The 18596-nt window shown below is 65.3% G+C and carries 14 protein-coding genes; 6 read left to right on the forward strand and 8 right to left on the reverse strand.

Translation table 11 applies throughout. The features are described 5' to 3' along the window. Window positions 1-2: 2 nt before the first annotated feature. The 4 genes from FPZ08_RS18045 to FPZ08_RS18060 are packed head-to-tail and all read right to left on the reverse strand — an operon-like array spanning window position 3 to window position 3776. Window positions 3-824 carry a carbohydrate ABC transporter permease gene (locus FPZ08_RS18045; protein ID WP_146291556.1) on the reverse strand — a complete coding sequence of 274 codons (822 nt, stop codon included), beginning with the start codon at window positions 822-824 and terminating at the stop codon, window positions 3-5. Continuing rightward, a complete protein-coding gene (locus tag FPZ08_RS18050; RefSeq protein ID WP_186767070.1) occupies window positions 821-1723 on the reverse strand; it encodes a carbohydrate ABC transporter permease in 903 nt (300 codons plus the stop codon). Before FPZ08_RS18050 ends, FPZ08_RS18045 begins: the two co-directional genes overlap by 4 nt. 31 nt (window positions 1724-1754) lie before the next feature. Beyond that, the gene (locus FPZ08_RS18055; RefSeq protein ID WP_186767071.1) at window positions 1755-3050 is read right to left on the reverse strand and encodes an ABC transporter substrate-binding protein; all 1296 of its coding nucleotides are present in this window, start codon (window positions 3048-3050) and stop codon (window positions 1755-1757) included. A 45-nt stretch (window positions 3051-3095) separates the two neighbouring features. Next, window positions 3096-3776 (reverse strand): FadR/GntR family transcriptional regulator, encoded by a 681-nt coding sequence (locus FPZ08_RS18060; protein ID WP_146291560.1) that lies wholly within the window; start codon window positions 3774-3776, stop codon window positions 3096-3098. A gap of 104 nt (window positions 3777-3880) precedes the next feature. On the opposite strand from FPZ08_RS18060, the gene FPZ08_RS18065 reads away from it, so the two are divergent. Then, window positions 3881-5092 carry an enolase C-terminal domain-like protein gene (locus tag FPZ08_RS18065; RefSeq protein WP_146291562.1) on the forward strand — a complete coding sequence of 404 codons (1212 nt, stop codon included), beginning with the start codon at window positions 3881-3883 and terminating at the stop codon, window positions 5090-5092. Next, the gene (locus tag FPZ08_RS18070; protein WP_146291564.1) at window positions 5089-6789 is read left to right on the forward strand and encodes a GMC family oxidoreductase; all 1701 of its coding nucleotides are present in this window, start codon (window positions 5089-5091) and stop codon (window positions 6787-6789) included. The genes FPZ08_RS18065 and FPZ08_RS18070 overlap by 4 nt, the downstream gene beginning before the upstream one ends. Window positions 6790-6838: 49 nt before the next feature. Here the strand turns inward: FPZ08_RS18070 and FPZ08_RS18075 are convergent, their stop codons facing one another. From FPZ08_RS18075 to FPZ08_RS18085, 3 genes are all read right to left on the reverse strand, one after another. After that, window positions 6839-8035, reverse strand: a complete 1197-nt coding sequence (locus tag FPZ08_RS18075) for an MFS transporter (protein ID WP_146291566.1) — start codon at window positions 8033-8035, stop codon at window positions 6839-6841. 64 nt (window positions 8036-8099) lie between these two features. Beyond that, window positions 8100-11216 carry an efflux RND transporter permease subunit gene (locus tag FPZ08_RS18080; protein ID WP_146291568.1) on the reverse strand — a complete coding sequence of 1039 codons (3117 nt, stop codon included), beginning with the start codon at window positions 11214-11216 and terminating at the stop codon, window positions 8100-8102. 16 nt (window positions 11217-11232) lie between these two features. Further along, window positions 11233-12396 (reverse strand): efflux RND transporter periplasmic adaptor subunit, encoded by a 1164-nt coding sequence (locus tag FPZ08_RS18085; RefSeq protein ID WP_246132701.1) that lies wholly within the window; start codon window positions 12394-12396, stop codon window positions 11233-11235. Between the two features lie 220 nt (window positions 12397-12616). Between FPZ08_RS18085 and FPZ08_RS18090 the strand changes: the two genes are divergently transcribed. From FPZ08_RS18090 to FPZ08_RS18105, 4 genes are read left to right on the forward strand one after another with little or no spacing between them, the layout of a single operon-like run. Beyond that, entirely contained in the window at window positions 12617-12895 is a 279-nt protein-coding gene (locus FPZ08_RS18090) for a YtcA family lipoprotein (RefSeq protein ID WP_246132702.1), read from the forward strand. Continuing rightward, window positions 12895-13938: a multidrug transporter subunit MdtN gene (gene mdtN / locus FPZ08_RS18095; RefSeq protein WP_146291570.1), complete on the forward strand. Its 1044-nt coding sequence runs from the start codon at window positions 12895-12897 to the stop codon at window positions 13936-13938. Before FPZ08_RS18090 ends, mdtN begins: the two co-directional genes overlap by 1 nt. After that, a complete protein-coding gene (locus FPZ08_RS18100) occupies window positions 13919-15901 on the forward strand; it encodes an FUSC family protein (RefSeq protein ID WP_146291572.1) in 1983 nt (660 codons plus the stop codon). The genes mdtN and FPZ08_RS18100 overlap by 20 nt, the downstream gene beginning before the upstream one ends. Then, window positions 15901-17421, forward strand: coding sequence for a TolC family protein (locus FPZ08_RS18105; protein ID WP_146291573.1), 1521 nt, complete (start codon window positions 15901-15903; stop codon window positions 17419-17421). The genes FPZ08_RS18100 and FPZ08_RS18105 overlap by 1 nt, the downstream gene beginning before the upstream one ends. On the opposite strand, the gene argE is transcribed toward FPZ08_RS18105, so the two are convergent. Continuing rightward, window positions 17418-18593 carry an acetylornithine deacetylase gene (gene argE / locus FPZ08_RS18110; RefSeq protein WP_210246827.1) on the reverse strand — a complete coding sequence of 392 codons (1176 nt, stop codon included), beginning with the start codon at window positions 18591-18593 and terminating at the stop codon, window positions 17418-17420. The two genes, FPZ08_RS18105 and argE, sit on opposite strands and share 4 nt — an antisense overlap. Window positions 18594-18596: the final 3 nt, after the last annotated feature.

Consider the following 18596-nt stretch of genomic DNA (forward strand, 5'->3'; position numbering starts at 1 on the left):
AATTAGCCTTTCACAGAACCATCAGCGAAGCCGCCGATGAGATATTTGCGGAACAGGAGGAACATGACGACGGGCGGTATCGTGGCGATGATGACGCCAGCCATCAGCGCGCCCCAGTCCCGGCCATGGAAACCCTGGAAGAAGATCAGTGCCACCGGCAGGGTGCGCAGGCCCGGCGTGTCGACCATGGTGGTCGCGGTGACATAGTCGTTCCAGGAGTGCAGGAAGCCGAAGGTCGCGGCGGCCAGCAACGCCGGCTTGGCGCCGGGCAACACGACCTTCCACACCGCCTCGAAACGCGAATAGCCGTCGATCTGCGCCGCCTGTTCGAGCTCGCGCGGGATGGTGTTGAAATGCGAGCGTGTCACCCACACCGCGAAAGGCAGGATATGGCCGGCATAGAGCAGGGGCAGCGCGATATAGGTGTTGTAAAGACCCATATTGACGAAGAGCAGCTGGGTGGGCAGCAGCACGGCGAAGCCGGGTACCGCCATGGCCCCGACGAAGAGCACTAGAACCAGTTGCTTGCCCGGGATCGGGTAGCGCGCCAGCGAATAGCCGGCCACGGTGCCCAGGGTCAGCGCCACCAGCACCGCCATGACGGCATAGAGACCGCTATTGAGGAAGGCCCAGTGCACACCTTCGGAAATGAGACGGGCATAATGGTCCAGCGTCGACACCGAGGGGATAAGCTCGGGCGGCACCTGGAAGATGCGGTTGGTCGGCTTGAGCGAGGTCGAAAACGCCCAGACGATGGGGCCGAGAGCGACCAGAGCGGCGAGCAGACATCCCAGCACCAGCCAGATTCGGGTTCCGGTTTTCATGCGGCAGCTCCCGGCTGCTTGCCCAGGATTTTGATGTAGAGGGCGATGAGCAGCATGTTGATCATGAACATGACGATGGCGATGGCGTTGCCGCGCCCCTGATCGAGCTCCACGAAACCGGTGTGGTAGAGGAGATAGCCAAGGGTCGTGGTCTGCCGGATCGGGCCACCGCCGGTCAGTCCGATAATGGTCTGGACCTCGTTGAAATAGCTGATGGTCAGCATGGAGATAACGATCAGCAGTGATGGCGCCAGCAGCGGCAGGGTGATCTTGCGGAAGGCTTCCCAGGCGCCCAGGCCGTCCACGGCCGCGGCCTTGTAGAGATCGCGCGGAATCTGTCCGAGGCCGCCGGTGAGGATGATCGCGGCGAAGGCGAAATTACGCCACACCCCGATCAGGATCAGCGTCGGCATGGCCAGGAGCGGATCGGTCAGCAGGTCCTGCGGTGGCACGCCGAAGGCGGCGAAGATGGCGCCGACAAGCCCGCCGGGCGAGGGCACCAGGATCCATTTCCACAGCAGGGCAACGACGATCGGGCTCATCGCCCAGGGCACGAGCAGCACGGTGAGCAGGATGCTGCCCCAGTTGCCGAGGCGGCGGATGCCCATGGCCGAAACCAGCGCCAGGGGGACGGCGATGGCCAGAGACCCGAAGGTGAAAACCAGCGAGCGGCCGATGGCCTGCCAGGCAAAGGGATCGCGGAACAGTTCGACATAGTTCTGCAGCCCGACATAGCCTTCATCGGCGAAGAAGAAGACCTGTCGGAGGCTGAGATAGAAGCCATAAAAGGCCGGCAGCACATTGATCGCTACCACGAGGATGAGTGCGGGGCCGACAAGTGCCGACCCCACGATTTTGGTCTTGCGGGCCACTGAGTGCAGGGCGCGGGAAGAATCCACCGAAGTCTCAATGGCCGTCGTCGTCATCGTATTACCAACCCAGCGTTGCCTTGGCGCGTTCGAGAATGGCGCCCACATCCTCGTCGGTGCCGATCAACTCCTGAAGCGCGGTGTTCATGATCGGGAAGACCTTGGTGATGTCGGGCAGCTTGGGCGGGAAGGTCAGGGCCCCCGGTGCGTCGAGCAGCGCATTGAACACGGCGATGGACTCGGCTTCAGGCGTGCTGAAGAAGGGGTCGGATTGCACCGAGCGGCGATCGGGCACGAGCCCGGCAACCTCGGCCCATTGCATCGAGGCTTCCGGCGTATAGAGCGCTTCCACAAAGGCGGTGGCGGCGGCCTTGTTCTCGGACTTTGCCGAAACACCCACTGTCCAATAGGGCCCGAGCAGCACTGCCGGGGGGCGATCCCCAAAGGCCGGCCAGGCCGAAACGGCCAGGTCATTGGGGTCATAGGCTGCCGCAATCGACTTGTACTGGGCGAAACGCGGCGCGAAAGCCTGGACGATGGCGAAGCGGCCAGCGGCAAACTGATCCTGGATATCGTCGCCCATGGCGTTGAGCAGGGTGGAGGACAGGGCGCCGGCAGCAACAAGCTGTCGGACAACATTGGCAGTTTCGACAGCTTCCGGGCCGGTCACATCGAACTGGCCGGTCGCCGCGTCAAAAATGCCCGGACCGAAGCCGGTCATCATGTTGATGAAGGCCGAGACGCTGTTGTCATTGGTCGGCAGGCCGAAACCGAGACGGTCGCCACTGGTCAGCTTGCCGGCGACGGGAATGAACTCGTCCCAGGTCAGGGGCGGTGCATCGAGCCCGATCTCGGCGAGAGCGTCCTTGCGATAGAACAGGATTTGCGCCGGCGAGGGCCAGAGGGGCAGCGAGGTGCGAACGCCATCCATGACCGATTTTTCGGCAAAGACCGGATAGAGATCGGGAATGACATTGCTCTGGAAATCGGCGGACAGTTCGTCATCGAGGTTGGCAAGCGCGCCGCGCTGATTGACCAGATCGAGGAAGGTGTCGCGCATCCAGATAATGTCGGGTGCCCGGTTCTGGGCCGAGGCCGCGACGAACTTGGTTTCGAGTTCCTGGAAGGGTTGGGCCTCGACGACCACCGATACATCCGGATTGGCGGCGGTGAATTTCTCAATCAGTTCGCGCAGCACGACTTCGCGCGGCGACTGGCCTTCGGCACTGAGAAAAGTCCAGATGCGGATGGTGCCGCTTTGGCCCTGGGCCAGGGCGATGCCGCTCAGGGCGGGCAGCAGCGCGGATGCCGCTCCCAGTTTCAGGACCATGCGCCGGTCCAGGTTGCCGATACTCATTCCAAGTTCCTCCATTGCTTGAATTTTCCCGGTTTCTCCGGGGGTCTAACGCTCGAGCGTGCTCAGGACTCGTGAGCGTCCGTTGAGCAGGTGCCGCCGGATTTCGGCCCGGGCGCGGTCTGCGTCGCGGGCCGCCACGGCATCGACGATGCCGCCATGCTCGAGTGAAATCAGTTCCCGGCGCTCGGCCAGGGTGAGAAAGCCGCGCTCTGCCGACAGGCTGCTCCACTTGAAGATGTGCGAGGTAAGCCGCCCCAGCGCGTCGCTGAGCTTTGGGCTATGCGCGCAGGCCGCCAGGGCTGAATGGAAGGCGACGTCTTCCTTGTCGGCGTGGTTGCTGGCGAGCTGGACGATCAGGTCGGCCTGGGCCTTCTGCAGGTTGGCCAGATCCGCGTCGGTGCGCCGGTCGGCCGCGAGGGCCGCCACCTCGCTTTCGAGCGCCAGGCGGACCTCGTGCCATTCGGCCAGGTCGCGCATGGTTTCGATGGCCGAAAGGCGCATCATTTCCGGCGAGCCATTGTGCACGGCATAGCTGCCGGACCCTTTGCGGGAACGCACCTGACCTTCGGCGCGCAGGCGCGCCAACGCTTCCCTTATGCTGGCGCGCGACAGACCGAACATATCGACAAAGTCGGATTCGGCGGGCAGGCGCTGTCCATCATCCAGTTGCCCCATGAAGGCGACCAGTTGGCGATAGGCACTTTCACTGCGACTTTCGGCTTCCATGTTTCCTCGACACCAATATCCGTTGACGGGCAGATTGTTGTCTGACTAGAATTGTTCTGTCAGACAGCTTAGCTCTTTGCAAGCGAGAAATTCTAAGGGATGAAATGAAAAGAATCATTGGGGCACGGCCCGGCTCGCGCATCGCCAAGGTGGAAATCCACGAATTCGGCTACACCGTGGACGGATTGGGCATGGATGAGAGCGGCAATCGCTGCGTGATGAAGGGCGAGCAAAGCCGCCTCTCCGCCTTTGCCGTGGTGATCGAGACTCAGGACGGCGCGCGCGGCGAATATTGCAGCGTCCACAGCGGCAAGAACGGCGCCATGGTGGGCCAGGTCAAGGCGCTGGCCAGCCAGATACTGGGCGAAGACGCCGAAGAGCGCGAAGCCATCTACAACAAGCTCAAGCGCTTTCACCGTCACTACATGGCCATCGGCCATTCAGCGCTGGATATCGCGCTGTGGGACCTGGCCGGCAAGGCTGTCGGACGGCCGGTATGGCGGCTGCTGGGTGGCTATCGCCAGCGCCTGCCGACCTATGCCAGCACGCTCAATGGCGGCCGGCACGGCATTCTCGATTCCATCGAGGCCTATGCGGACTTTGCCGAAGAGTGCCTCGCGCTCGGCTACAAGGGATACAAGATCCACGGTTGGGGGGAAGGCGACCCCAAGGAAGAGGCTGCCAATCTCCTGCTCTGTGCCAGGCGCGTCGGCGACCGCATGGCGCTGATGTATGACGCGGCCAGCGAATTGCAGACCTTCGCCGACGCCATCTATGTCGGCCGGGCCTGCGACGAGGGCGGCTATCTCTGGTTCGAAGATCCGTTCATGGACGCCGGCTGGTCGCCCCATGCCGCCCGCCAGCTCAAGGAGAACATCCGCACGCCGCTCATGCTGACCGAGCATGTGCGCGGGCTGGAGGGCAAGGCGGCCTGGATAGGCGAACGCGCCACCGATTATATCCGCGTCGATCCCGACTACGACATGGGCATTACCGGCACGATGAAGACTGCGCATCTGGCCGAGGCCTTCGGGCTCGATTGCGAAATTCACGCTGCCGGACCGGCGCAGCGCCATTGCATGGCCTCGATGCGCAATTCGAACTGGTATGAGCTCTCCCTCGTCGCGCCCGGCGTGGCCAATCCCGTGCCGCCAGTCTTCGGCTCGGGCTATAGCGATGCGCTCGAGGATATCGGCGCCGATGGCTGCATGCCGGTGCCTGATGGTCCGGGGCTCGGCGTCGACTATGACTGGGACTATATCCTGGCCAATCGCACGGCTTTCCAGGAGTTCACGCTCAGGGGTGACCGGCCGTGACGTCAGGCTATGATTTCGTCATCGTGGGCGGCGGCTCCGCCGGCTGCGTGCTGGCCAATCGCCTCTCGGCCGCCAGCGCCAATCGCGTGCTGCTGATCGAGGCAGGCGTCGACCATAAGCCGGGGCAGGAGCCCGATGAAATCCGCGACGTCTATCCCTATCGGGCGGCGTTCAACCCGTCCTATCAGTGGCAGGACCTCAAGGCGCATCTGCTGCCCGTGCCGCATAATAACCCGGACCGGCCGCCCCTGAAGGCCTATGGCCAGCCGCGGCTGATCGGTGGCGGTTCGAGCATCAATGGCGAGATCGGCAATCGCGGCCTGCCGGTGGACTATGACGAATGGGCGGAACTGGGCGCCGAGGGGTGGGACTGGCAAAGCGTGCTGCCCTATTTCCGCAAGCTCGAAACCGACATGGATTATGACGGTCCCCTGCATGGGGGCGATGGCCCCATCGCCATCAGCCGGGTGCCCGAGAGCCAGTGGCCCGGCTTTACCCGGGCAGCGGCGGCGGCCTTTTCGGCGGGTGGCTACCGAAATATCGGCGACCAGAACGGCGTGTTCGAAGATGGCTGGTTCCCGCTTTCGCTGACCACAAATCGCCAGCAGCGGATTTCCGCAGCCATGGGCTATCTCGACGCGGCAACGCGCGCGCGGCCCAATCTCACCATCAGGACCGACAGCGTGGTGGATGAATTGCTGATGGATGGCCGCCGGGTCATCGGGGTCAGGGTGGGGACGGAGCATATCCTGGCGCGCCGGGTAATCCTGTCGGCCGGAGCGACGCGCTCGCCGGTATTTCTGCTGCGCGCCGGCATCGGTCCGGCCGATGAGCTCCAGGCGGCCGGGGTTCAAGTTCTCCATGACCTGCAGGGTGTTGGCAGGAACCTGCAGGAACATCCCTCCATCGCCATGTCGTCCTGGATTCGTCGGGGATCGCGCATGGGGGCGGTTCCCCGCCGCCATGTCCAGTCGGGCCTGCGCTTCTCGTCCGACCTGGCCGATTGCGGGCCAAGCGACATGTTCATGGTCGTCGTCGCCAAATCGGCCTGGCATCCGGTGGGCCTGCGCATCGGCTCGCTGTTCAGCTGGATCAACAAGCCCTATTCGCAGGGCTTCATCCGGCTCGATCCGGCCAATCCGAACGGCCAGCCGGACATGCGGCTCGAAATGCTGTCCGACGCGCGCGATCTCGCGCGGATGAAAGTCGCGGTGCGCAAGATGGCGGCGTTTTATGCCACAGAGGCGCTGGAGGCGGCGGCAGCGCATCCCTTCGCCGCCACGCATGGCGCCATGGCCAAGCTGGTGGGAGACGTCAATCTGCGCAACTGGGCCGCCACCATGGTGCCGGCTTTGCTCACCGATGGACCATCCAAGTTGCGGGACACGGTGATCGACCGCCTGTTTGCCGCCGGTGACGATCTGGGCCTGGCCCTGCGCGACGATGACGCCATGACCGCGCTGGTGCATAAGCACACGGTTGTGGGCTGGCACCCCTCCTGCACCTGCCGCATGGGCCGGGCCGACGACCCCGCCGCCGTTACGGATGGGCGAACGGGACTGGTGCATGGCATGGAGAACCTCCATGTCATCGACGCCTCGTCCATGGTGCGGGTGCCGCGCGCCAACACCAACCTCCCCACCATCATGCTGGCGGAGAAGCTGGCCGATGGTCTTCTGGCCATGGGCAGGAACTGAGCGAGCCGCCGATGCGCATTGCCAGCCGTCGCAAAGATCGCCCTGCCTTTTACGCCGCCGTGGCGGCCGGCGCCTGGCGGATGCGCCAGATCAGCGGGACCAGGATCAGGGCGACGGCGGGCAGGACCAGCCAGTTCAGCATGGTCCAGCCCGAACTGTTGAGCAGCGCCCCTGAGGTGAATGAGGCAATGGCCACGATGCCGAAGACGATGAAGTCATTGGTGCCCTGGACCTTGCTGCGCTCTTCGGGCGTGTGGCAGTCGGTGACCATGGCGGTGGCGCCGAGGAAGCCGAAATTCCAGCCGATGCCCAGCAGGGTCAGTGAAACCCAGAAATGGCCGATATCGAGGCCCGACAGCGCGACCATGGCCGAAACGCCGATGATCGCCAGCCCGATCGCGGTGATCTTTTCCTTGCCGTATCGGGCCATCAGCCGCCCGGTGACGAAGCTGGGGGCGAACATGGCCAGCACATGCCACTGGATGCCCAGGGCCGCGTGATCGACGGAATGGCCCGTATGCACCATGGCGATCGGCGCCGCGGTCATGACGAAGGTCATCAGGCCGTAGGAGACGACGCCGGCCGCAACGGCCAGCATATAGCGGGGCGTCCGCAGGATTTCGCCCATCGGCCGCCCACCGGACAGCTGTCCCTGCCGGGCTTCGGCACGATCGGGCGCGCGCAAGAGCAGCAGGACGGGAATGGCCATGAGGGCCAAGGCAGCCTGGCCGATAAAGGCGCCGGCAAAGGGCAGCATGGGGATGCTTTCGCGCGTCCAGATCACCAGCTGCGGCCCCAGGATGGCCGCGGCGAGGCCGCCGATCATCACCGAGGAAATGGCGATGCCTTTCAGCGGGCCGGTAACGCCGTCAGCGGCGGCAAAGCGATAGCTCTGCACATAGGACGCGTAGAAGCCGGCGACGAAGGTGCCGAGGCTGAAAATCCAGAACGAGGCCCAGTAGATGCCGAGAAAGGCGATGAGGCCCGCCGCTGTGCCGCAACATGCGCCTAGCAGATAGCCGCTGCGCCGCCCGAACCGCCGCATGATGAAGGCAGCCGGCAGCGTGCCCAGCGCCAGGCCCAGATTGTAGAGGCTCACCGGCAGGGTGACGAGCGCGGCATCGGTGGTGAGTTCCTGCCCCACCAGGCCCCCGAGCGAGATGACGATCGGGCCGTTCGATCCGCCCAGTGTCTGGGCAAGGGCGAGAACGAAGATATTCCGTCTCACGGTGGCGTCGCTGCTCATGTCGGGTCTCGAAGAAAAGGCGTGGCGACTGGCTGCCAGTCGCGCCGCTCAGCAGAAGGGTTGTTTATTCCGCCGGCGACCGGCCGCCAAGGGCGTCGTCCAGTTCGCGCTCCAGGCGGACCTCTTCCTCGGCCTTGGGCTTGGAGAAGCGGGCGAGTAGGAGATAGGCGACGGGCGTGAGGTAGAGCGTGGAAATGGCGGCAAAGGACAGCCCCCCGACCATGACCCAGCCCAAAGCCGAGCGGGCTTCGGCCCCGGCGCCAGAGGCCAGCACCAGCGGCACGCCGCCGACAATAGTGGCGATCATGGTCATCATGACAGGCCGCAGGCGGATATTGGAGGCTTCCTCGATGGCTTCGCGCACCGAGCGGCCGCGATCGCGCAACTGGTTGGCGAATTCGACGATGAGAATGCCGTTCTTGGCCATGATGCCGACGACGAGAACCAGCCCGATCTGGCTGAAGATGTTGAGGCTGCCGCCGGTGACCAGGATGGCGTAGAGCCCCGCGGCGATGCCGAAGGGCACCGTGGTCATGACGATGATGGCGCTCCAGAAGCTTTCGAATTGCGCGGCCAGCACCAGGAGGATGATGACGAGGGCAAAGCCGAAGGTCATCAGCAGGGCATTATTGGCATCGCCCAGCGTCTTGGCTTCCGCCAGGGGCAGGATGGAGGTGCCTTCGGGCAGTAGCGGCGTGGCGATATCGAGCAGTTCGACATAGGCGTCGCCCAGCGCCAGGCCGTTTTCGAGGCTGGCCGAGACGCTGACCGAGCGGCGCTGCGCTTCACGCCGCAGCGATGGCGGCACGGCCGATTCCTGGATCGTGGCAATGGTGGACATGGGCACATAGCGCCCGTCGCCGGTGCGCACGAACAGGGTTTCGAGATCGCGCGGATCGTTCACCGGATGGGCGGTCGACACCATGCGCACCGAATAGGACGTGTCGTTGATGAAGATATTGCCGACTTCGGCGCCGTCGATCATCGCCTGCATCGTGGTCGCCAGGCCATTGATGTCGATGCCCAGGGCATCGGCGCGGGCGCGGTCGACCGTGAGGGTCAGCTGCGGCTGGGTCGTGTCGAAATTGACGCTGACGCGGCCGAAACGGCCGTCCGCTTCCAGCGCATCGCCGATGGTTTCGGCGGTTTCGGCCAGCACGGCATAGTCCGAGCCGGCCACGGCGAATTGCAGGCCCGAGCCGCCGCCGCGAATGCCCAGGCTGTTGCCCTGGCGCACAAAGGCGCGCACGCCCGGCACCTGGGCCATGAGATTGGTGACTTCGGTGGCAATGTCCTGCTGGCTGCGGGTCCGCTCGTCCCAGGGGGCCAGCGTCAGGGTCATGAAGCCGCCATTGCCCCAGCCGGACAGCACGAAGAGCGAGGTCGCCTCGCCACTATCCAGATAGGGCTGCAGCATGGCTTCGACCTGGCCGAGCCTTGTGCGCACGAAATCGAGGCTGACCGTATTGGGCGCCGAGACGCTGATGCTGACCGTCGAACGGTCTTCGGGCGGCGTGATTTCCTGGCGGATATTGTCGAAGACGAAAAAGGCCGAGCCGGCAAAGAGCGCTGCGATCAGCAGCACGACGACGGGGTTGTGCAAAGCCACGCGCAGGGTGACGCGATAGAGGCTGCCGAAGGCGCGGCCGACGGCGCCGATCGGGCCGCCATGGCCGCCCTTGCTGCCATCATCCCGCAGGAAGCGCGAGGCGACCATCGGCCCCAGCGACAGGGCGACGATGGAGGACAGCAGCACCGCGATGGCCAGGGTAAAGCCGAATTCGCGGAACAGCTGGCCGGTCTGCCCTTCGAGGAAGGACAGCGGCACGAAGACCGCGACCAGGGTCAGCGTGGTGGCGACGACGGCGAAGAACACTTCCTGCGTGCCGAGCACGGCGGCGGCGCGAGGTCCGGCGCCCAGATGCTTGCGTCGCACGATGTTTTCGAGAACCACGATGGCGTCGTCGACCACCAGTCCCGTGGCGAGCACCAGCGCCAGCAGCGTGATGATATTGAGCGAAAAGCCGAAGGCATACATGCCTGCAACGGCCCCGAGCAGGGCGATGGGCATGGACACGGCCGGCACGATGACGGCGCGCCAATCGAGCAGGAACAGGTAGATGATGACGATGACCGCCACCAGGGCGACGATCAGCGCGATTTCCACTTCATGCAGCGCGCCCTGGATGAAGATGGCGTCATCGCTGGAAATCTTGAGGTTCACCCCCGCCGGCAGCGTCTGGTTGAGCGTGTCGACGGCATCGTGAACGGCCTCGGAAATGGCGATCGTATTGGATTGCGCCTGGCGAACAATGCCGAGCCCGATACCCGGTCTGCCATCGGCACGGATGGACGAGGTGCTGGCGGCCGCGTCGAACACCACGGTGGCGACATCGCCCAGCAGGGTCCGCTCGCCCACCGGCAGGCGCTCGAAATCGGCGGGGCTGGTCACCTCGGAAATGGCGCGGACGGAGATATTCTGGTTGGGGCCGTTGATCGAGCCGGCCGGGGCATCGAAGGCGATGGTGGCAACGGCGTTGCGCACATCGGCAACCGTAAGGCCACGGCTGGCCAGCTTGACCGGATCGACATCGATCTCGAAGCTCGACTGCCGTGTGCCATAGACCTGGACTTCCGCGACCCCGTCGATGGCGCCGAGCCGTTCGGCAATGATGTTTTCCACCACTTCGCTGAGCTCGGCCACGCTGAGCGCATCGGAAGTGACGGCCAGTTGCATCACCGCCTGCGCGTCGCTGTCGGACTTGAAGATCACCGGGTCCTCGGCTCCATCGGGCAGGCCGCGGGTGACCCGGCTCAGGGCGTCGCGCACGTCGGACGTGGCGATATCGAGATTGGTGCTTTCGGTGAATTCCAGCGTGACGCGGCTGCTGCCGACCGAGGAACTCGATGAAATGGCCGCCACGCCCTGCATGCGGGCGACGGCGCCTTCCACGGTGGCGGTGATTTCGCGATCCACGGTTTCGGCCGCGGCGCCGGGGAAGCTGGTGGAGATCGACAGGACCGGTCGCTCGACGCTCGGCAATTCGCGGACCTCGATGGCGAGCAAAGCCGCCAGCCCGGCCACCATGATCAGCGCATTGATGACCACGGCCATGACCGGTCGCCGCACGAAGAGGCTGGCCAGTGCGCCACCCCGTTCATTCTTGTCGGCAATGGACATGGCGCGGCCTCCCCCGTCAGCTTCCGGTTGCGGTCTGGCTGGTTTCGGCGCCCGGGCCTTCGAGCACGGTGACCGGCGTGCCCTCGCTCAGCTGCAATATGCCCTCGGTGATGACGGCATCGCCCGGTGCCAGATCGGCGCGGACCAGCACGCCATCGCTGTTGCGCTGGATGATTTCGGCCATGACGCGGGTGGCGGCGCCGTCCTGGTATTTCCAGACATAGGAGCCTTCCGCCGACCACAGGATGGCCAGCGGATTGACCGCCGGATAGTTCTCGCCCGGAAAGGCCAGCGCCACCGAAAAGCTCATGCCGGCCCGCAGCGCATGGTCCTCATTGGGGATTTCGGCCTGCACCTGCAGGGTGCGGCTGGCCGGATCGATACGATTGTCGATGACCGAGATATCGCCGGTAAAGCTGCGGCCGGGCAGGGCCACGGCACTGACCGTCACCGCCATGCCGGGCCGGATCTGGGCCGCATAGCGCTCGGGCACCCAGAAATCGATCAGGATGGCGGATGTGTCGTCCACCGTGGTGATGGCGGTCTGGGCGCCGACATAATTGCCCGGCGTGACCTGGATCAGCCCGACCGAGCCGGCAATGGGGCTGGCAATGGTGCGGCGCTCCAGCGCCAGTTCGGCATTGCGCAAGGCGAGTTGGGCATTGGCATTGGCCAGTTCGGCCGCGGCCAGGGCCGTGCCTGCGACGACATTGGAATTGGCGAGGCCGGTGGTGCGCTGCAGGGTGGCCGCGACATCGTCGACGGCCAGCATGGCCCGGTCATATTCGATCTGCTCGGCCGCCGCGTCGAAGCGGGCAATGACGTCGCCTTCCTGTACGATCTGCCCGGGGCGCACCAGCACATCGGCCAGGGTGCCGGCACTGGCCGCCGTAACGGTGACTGATCGAACCGGGGTGCCTTCGCCGATGGCGTTGAGCGTATCGTTGATCGTGGCTTCCACCACGGCCGAGGTCACCACATTGGTGGCGCGGTCCGAACCGCCAAAGCGCGGGCCGCCGGGGCCGCCCGGCCCACGCGCCGCTTCGGCCTGCGCAGGCGGGCCGAAAGGCAGCGCTATCCCCACTTTCGCGAGGGTTTCGGCGGCGCCGGGAACGAGAAAAAGCCAAGCCATGCCAGCGAGGGCAAGGATGGCGAGCGAGGCCAGGATTTGCCGGATCAAGCCAAACCTCTGAAGCAGTTCAAGGAAGCGGACGACGAATTCGCGCAGAACCTAGCAGCGGCGAGTCCAGAACGATATTACAAAACGGTAATGTCGCGAAGCGTTGTTCCTGGACGCCTTTCCCCGGAAGGAGCGGCGCCTCGGTTGCCATACCAGCACCCGCTGGTTACCTTGGCTGCCTTGCCCGGTTTGCATGGGCATGGCTCTTGTTGGCTGGCCCATGACGTCACGTATTTCCCTGCCAGCAATGGCGCTGTTTTCCCTGGTCCTGGCGGGTTGCTCCGCCACCGGCGGGACACCGGCTGTTCCCATATTCGGATCGTTCTTTCCCGCCTGGATCATCTGCGCCGTGGGCGGGATCATCCTCGCCGTCATCCTGCGCGCAGTCTTGATCGCGCTGCGCATCGACGAGCATCTGCCGGCCCCGCCGCTGGTCTATCTCTGCCTGGCGGTCAGCGGGGGGATCGGGCTGTGGATGATCTGGTCGGGAGTGGCGTGATGCGGGCGGTCCTGGGCAAAATCATCGGCTATGGCGTCTTTGCCGTGACGGCCGTGCTGATCTATCTGGCCTGGAGTTCGGGCGCCGCCAATCCGCGCTCCGATGTCGCCGAGATCGAGGCGCCGGTGGTGCAGATTTCGCCGACCGTGCCGGGCCGGGTGATCTCCATTGCGGTCACGAATAACCAGGCCGTCAAGCAGGGCGACGTGCTGTTCCAGATCGACCCGGAACCCTACCAGTTGCGGCTCGAACAGGCGCAGGCCGAACAACGCGCCGCCGAATCCGAACTGGCGCAGGGCAGCCGCAACATCGCCACGGCCCAGTCCAATGCCGATGTCGCCCAGAAGCAGATCGAACGGGCTCAGTTCAACGCCGATCTGGCGCGGCAGACCCTGGAACGGCTGGAGCCGCTGCTGGACCGGGGGTTCGTCACGGCACAGCAGGTCGACCAGGCGCGCACGGCCTATAATGACGCGCTGGTCAGCCTCGACCAGGCCCTGCAGCAATCCGAAGGCGCCACGCAGGTGATCGGTACGCTCGACACGCGCCAGGCGCAGGTGGATACGGCCACCGCCACGGTGGCGCTGATGCAGCGCGACCTCGACAATACCACGGTGCGGGCGCCCTTTGATGGCCTCGTCACCGGGCTCACCATGCCGCCGGGCGAATATGTCGTTACCGGGCAGACTGTGTTCTCGATGATCGACACATCCGGCTGGGAAGTGGTGGCCTTCTTCCGCGAAACCGAACTGCCCGATATCGCCATTGGCGACGCGGCGGAGGTGTTCGTCATGGCCGATACGCGCCAGCCCGTGCAGGGCACGGTCTCGGCCATTGGCTGGGGCGTGCGATCGGCGGATTCGGCCACCATTCTCGGCCTGCCCATCGTCTCCAATTCGCTCAACTGGGTGAAAGTGGCCAAGCGCTTCCCGGTCTATGTGCATCTGCATGAGTCGCCCTCCGGTCTCATGCGCGTCGGCGCCTCGGCCGTGGTGGTGCTGAAGGGCGCGGCGGAAGCGGACGATGGCAGCGACGCGCAATAAATCGGGCCTATACGGCATTCTCGCCGACGAGTTGCGCCCCTATGAGGGTCGGCTCGGCGCCTCGCTGCGCATGGCTTTGTGCTGCGTTCTGGTGGTGGCGCTGGCGATGAGCCAGCACGTGCCCGAAGCGGCTGTCTCCTGCTACCTCATCTTCTTTGCCAGCCGCGATAATGCCGCCAGCGGCATCGCCATCGCGCTGGCGCTGATCGTGGGGGTGTCGGTCGGCATCCTGCTCGGGCTGCTCTTCCTGCAACTGGCCTCCGACGAACCCATGCTGCGCCTGGGCTTCATGGCCGCCTTCACCTTTGGCGGCATGTATTTCTCGGTGGCGACCAAAGCAGGCCCGATTGCCGCGACCATCGGCTTCGTCTTCGCCTTCGTGATGACGCTCAACGATTTCGTGCCGGTGCCCGAATTGCTGTCGCGCGGGCTGAGCTGGATGTGGGTCGTGGTGTTCTTTCCCATGGTCGTGCTCATTCTGGTCAATGCGCTGATCGGACCCAATCCGGCCCGGCTGGTGCGCCATCGGCTGGCGCAGCGATTGCGCGCCGCGGCGGCCATCCTGCGCGGCGAGGGTGATGGGCAGGCCCGCGCTTTGCTCAGCGAGGCGGCGGACGAACTGGCCGCGCCAGCGCGGCTGGGTGCGCTGTTCGGCTATCACTCCAAGGATGAAGCCCGCCGCGTTACTGCGCTGATGCCCATGGTCCAGGACCTATTGGCGGAAACCGGCGGCACGCCGGCCGATGGCCTGCTGGCCAGGCGGCTGGATCAACTGGCCGAGGCCATCGAATTCCGCAAGGCGCTGGATGCGGGCTGGCGCCCCGTGGGTCTGCTGCCGCAATCGGCGCCGCTGGCCGAGCGGGCCGGGCGCATCGCCGCGCTATGGAGCGGACGCCTGGCCGTGCCGGAGCCTGTTGTGGTCGAGCCGAGGTCGGCCGACACTTTCTCAAACCCCGCCTATATGCAGTTCGCGCTCAAGACCATGCTGGCGGTGTTCATCACCTATACGATCTACACCGCGTTTGGCTGGTTCGAGATCCATACCGCCATGATCACCTGCTTTTACGTGGCGCTCGGCACCACGGGAGAAACCCTGCACAAGGCCGCCCTGCGCATTGTGGGTTGCCTTGTCGGCGCGGCGATGGGGGTGGGCAGCATCGTCTTCCTCATGCCCCACATGACCGATATCGGCCAATTGCTGCTGCTCGTTGCAGCCGGCAGCTTTATCGCCGCCTGGGTCGCCAATGGTTCGAACCTTGTTCAATATGCGGGCTGGCAGATGGCACTGGCCTTTTTCCTCTGCGTGCTGCAGGGCTATGGCCCTGCCTTCGATATCAGCGTGGCGACCAACCGCATTCTCGGCATCCTGATCGGCAATGTGGTGGTGACCATTGTCTTCCTCTGGCTGTGGCCGGCCAGCGTCGGTGCCTTGACCGCGCAGCATCTCGCCAGCGCCGTGCGGGGGCTGGGCGGGGCCTTGCGGCAGGCGGGCAAAAGCCTGGCTGCCATCGCGCCGGACCTGCAGGCGGCGCGCCGCCTGTCGCGGCTTTCGGCCTTCGAAGTCGCGCGGCTGCGCGCCAGCGCGCCTCTGCTGCCCTATGCGGCGGCGATCATGACGGCGATGGAAGAGGCGACGGGCAAAGCCGGGCGTTTGCGGCGGCTGCGGGCGCAGCCGCGCTATATGTTCGGGGCGCCGCGGTGTGTGAAAGCGGCAACGCTTGCCCATGAAGCGTCGGCATCACGGTTTCTGGACGTCGCGGCCTCGTCTATCCTGCAGCCGGACCCCGAGGCCAGGACCATGCTTCAGCACGCGCTATCCCAATCCACCAGCACGCTCGCGCGGCTCGAGCACCAGCTCGCCCGGACCTCGGCGCGGGCAGCGTGGCGGCGCGATTTCGAACAGACGGTCGCGGCGCATCGCGATCTGACGCAGGGCTTTGCCCGCGCGCTGGCGGCGCTGTGATGACCGGCGGGGCGATCCTGCGGGTGGTGGGCGGTGTCCTGCTGGTGCTGGCGCTGGCCGGATGCACTGGCTCGTCGCTCAAGCTGGCCTCGGCCAGTGCCACCACGCCCTATCGCGGTACGGCCGGGGAGGCCGCCACCGATCCCGGCAATGCCGATTATGGCGTGACGCCCGATCCGAGCATGCCGATCACCATCGCCACGCCGCGGCTCGACCCCAATCACACCTATAGCCTGCCCGAGCTGATCAATATCGCCCAGCTCTCCAATCCGGCGACGCAGGCGGCCTGGCAGCGCGCCCGCGAGGCGGCGGCGGCAACCGGCATTGCCGAGGGTGCCTATCTGCCCATCATCAGTGCCGATGTGCTGGCCGGCTATGCCGTGACCTCGAATACCGCGCCCGGCATCAATACCGCGCTGGTCAGCGTACCCGATGGCACGATCACTACTTCGGGCATGCAGGCCGTGCCCTCGCTGGCGGTCAAGTGGCTGTTGTTCGATTTCGGCGCGCGGGACGCGGCTTTGGCCACGGCGCAGCAGGTGTCCTTTGCCGCCAATGTCGGCTTCAACGGCACGCATCAGAAGCTGATCTACGATGTCAGCAACGCCTATTTCCAATATAGCGCCGCCCGGGCGCAGTCGCGGATCGACCGGGCCGCGCTCGACAATGCGCGCGTGGTGCTGGAAGCGGCGCAGGCCCGGCTCGACCAGGGCGTCGCCACGACGATGGAAGTGGCGCAGGCCAAGCAGCAGGTGGCGCAGGCCGAATTCGACCTGACCGGGGCGACCGGGCGCGAGCGCAGCACCTATGCCATGCTGCTCGGCGCCATGGGCGTTTCGCCCACCATCACCATCAAGGTGCAGGATATTTCCGGCAAACCCCTGCCGCGGCAGGTGCCTGATAATCTCGACCAGATGATCGTTGCCTCGTTGCAGCGGCGCCCCGATGTGCAGGCAGCTTTCGCCCAGATGAAGGCGAGCGAGCAGGGCATTGCGGCGGCACGCGCCGAATTCCTGCCCAGGATTGCGCTGACCGGCACGATCAACCGCACCATCGGCAGCTATTCGATCCACGATACGCGTTTCGATTCCACCGCCTCGCTCGATGTGAACCAGCCCAATGCGGCCGTGCTGCTGGGCGTGACCGTGCCGATCTTCGATGGCGGTATGCGCGATGCCCGCATGGAGGCGGCCGTTGCCGCCGCTTCTGCCTCCCAGCAGGATTTTGCCCGGCTGCAAAGCACGGCGGCGCAGGAAATCGTCGTGGCCTATGACGTGCTGCGCACCAGCCTGTCGGCCAATGCTGCGGCCACCGAATTGGTCAATGCCGCCCGCACCAATTACGAGGCGGCGCTCGATTATTACAAGAACGGCCTGGGCACGCTGGCCGATATCAGCGTCACCCAGACCGGCCTGCTGAAAGCCCAATATGCCCAGGCGCAGGCCCGCAGCGATGCCTTCGTGGCGGCGGCCACCCTGGCCTTCGCCACCGGCACGCTGACGTCAGCCAACAGCTTCTAGCCGCGGGCGAGCTGGGGCAGCAGGTTGCCGATCATCTCGAGACAGGCATCGAGCTGGTCGAGGGTGACATATTCATCGGCCTTGTGCGCCTGGGCGATGGAGCCGGGGCCGCAGATGACGGTGGAAATGCCCAATTGCTGGAACAGGCCCGCCTCGGTGCCGAAGGAGACGCAGGTGGCCGGATCGCGATTGCCGGTCAGTGTGCGGACCAGGGCTTCGGCCTCCGACGCGCTCATCGGCTCGAGCCCCACCACTTCGCCGATGACCGAGGTCGCGATATCGGCATCCGCATAGACGGCCCGCATGCGCGGCAGCAGGTGGGTTTCGACATAGTCCTCGATCTGGGACTTGGCGAAGGCGAAGTCGGCGCTGTTGATCGGGCGCAACTCCCATTCGACCGCGCAGCTTTCGGCAATGATGTTGCGCGCCGCGCCCCCGGCAATGCGGCCGACCTGGATGGTGGACCAGGGTGGATCGAACCGCGACTGGGCCGGCGCACGGGCCCGCAGCGCCCCGCCAATTTCGAGCAGGCGCGAAATATAGCGCGAGGCATATTCGATGGCGTTGACGCCGAGATCGGGCTGGGAGGCATGGCCCGCCGTGCCGGAAAAGGTGGTCGTATATTCGCAGCACCCTTTATGGCCCTCGATAATGGCCATGCCGGTGGGTTCGCCCACGATGCAGACGGCCGGTCGCGGGCCGGTCTGCGCCAGGCGGTCGAGCATCACCTGGGCGCCGAGGCACCCCACTTCCTCGTCATAGGTGAAGGCCAGGTGCAGCGGACGCTTGAGGTCGGCCTCGGCAAAGAGCGGCGCATAGGCCATGGCGCAGGCGATGAAGCCCTTCATGTCGCAGGCGCCACGGCCATAGACGCGGCCGTCGCGGAGCGAGGCGGCGAACGGATCGCTGCTCCAGTCCTGATCCGCGACCGGCACGACATCGCTATGGCCCGATAGCACCACGCCGCCATCCCTGTCGGGTGGACCGATGGTGGCAAAGATATTGGCCTTGCCACCATCGGCGTCATGCGTCACCTCGACATGCGCACCCACCAGCTCGAGCCGGCGTTTCAGATAGTCGATCAGCGCGGCGTTGGAATCCTGCGACACGCTGGGAAAGGCGATGAGATCGCCCAGGATGGCGGTCGTCTCGGTGAGCAATGCATGGGCCAATTG

The organism is Devosia ginsengisoli, from assembly GCF_007859655.1.
In the GTDB taxonomy this organism is placed as follows: domain Bacteria; phylum Pseudomonadota; class Alphaproteobacteria; order Rhizobiales; family Devosiaceae; genus Devosia; species Devosia ginsengisoli.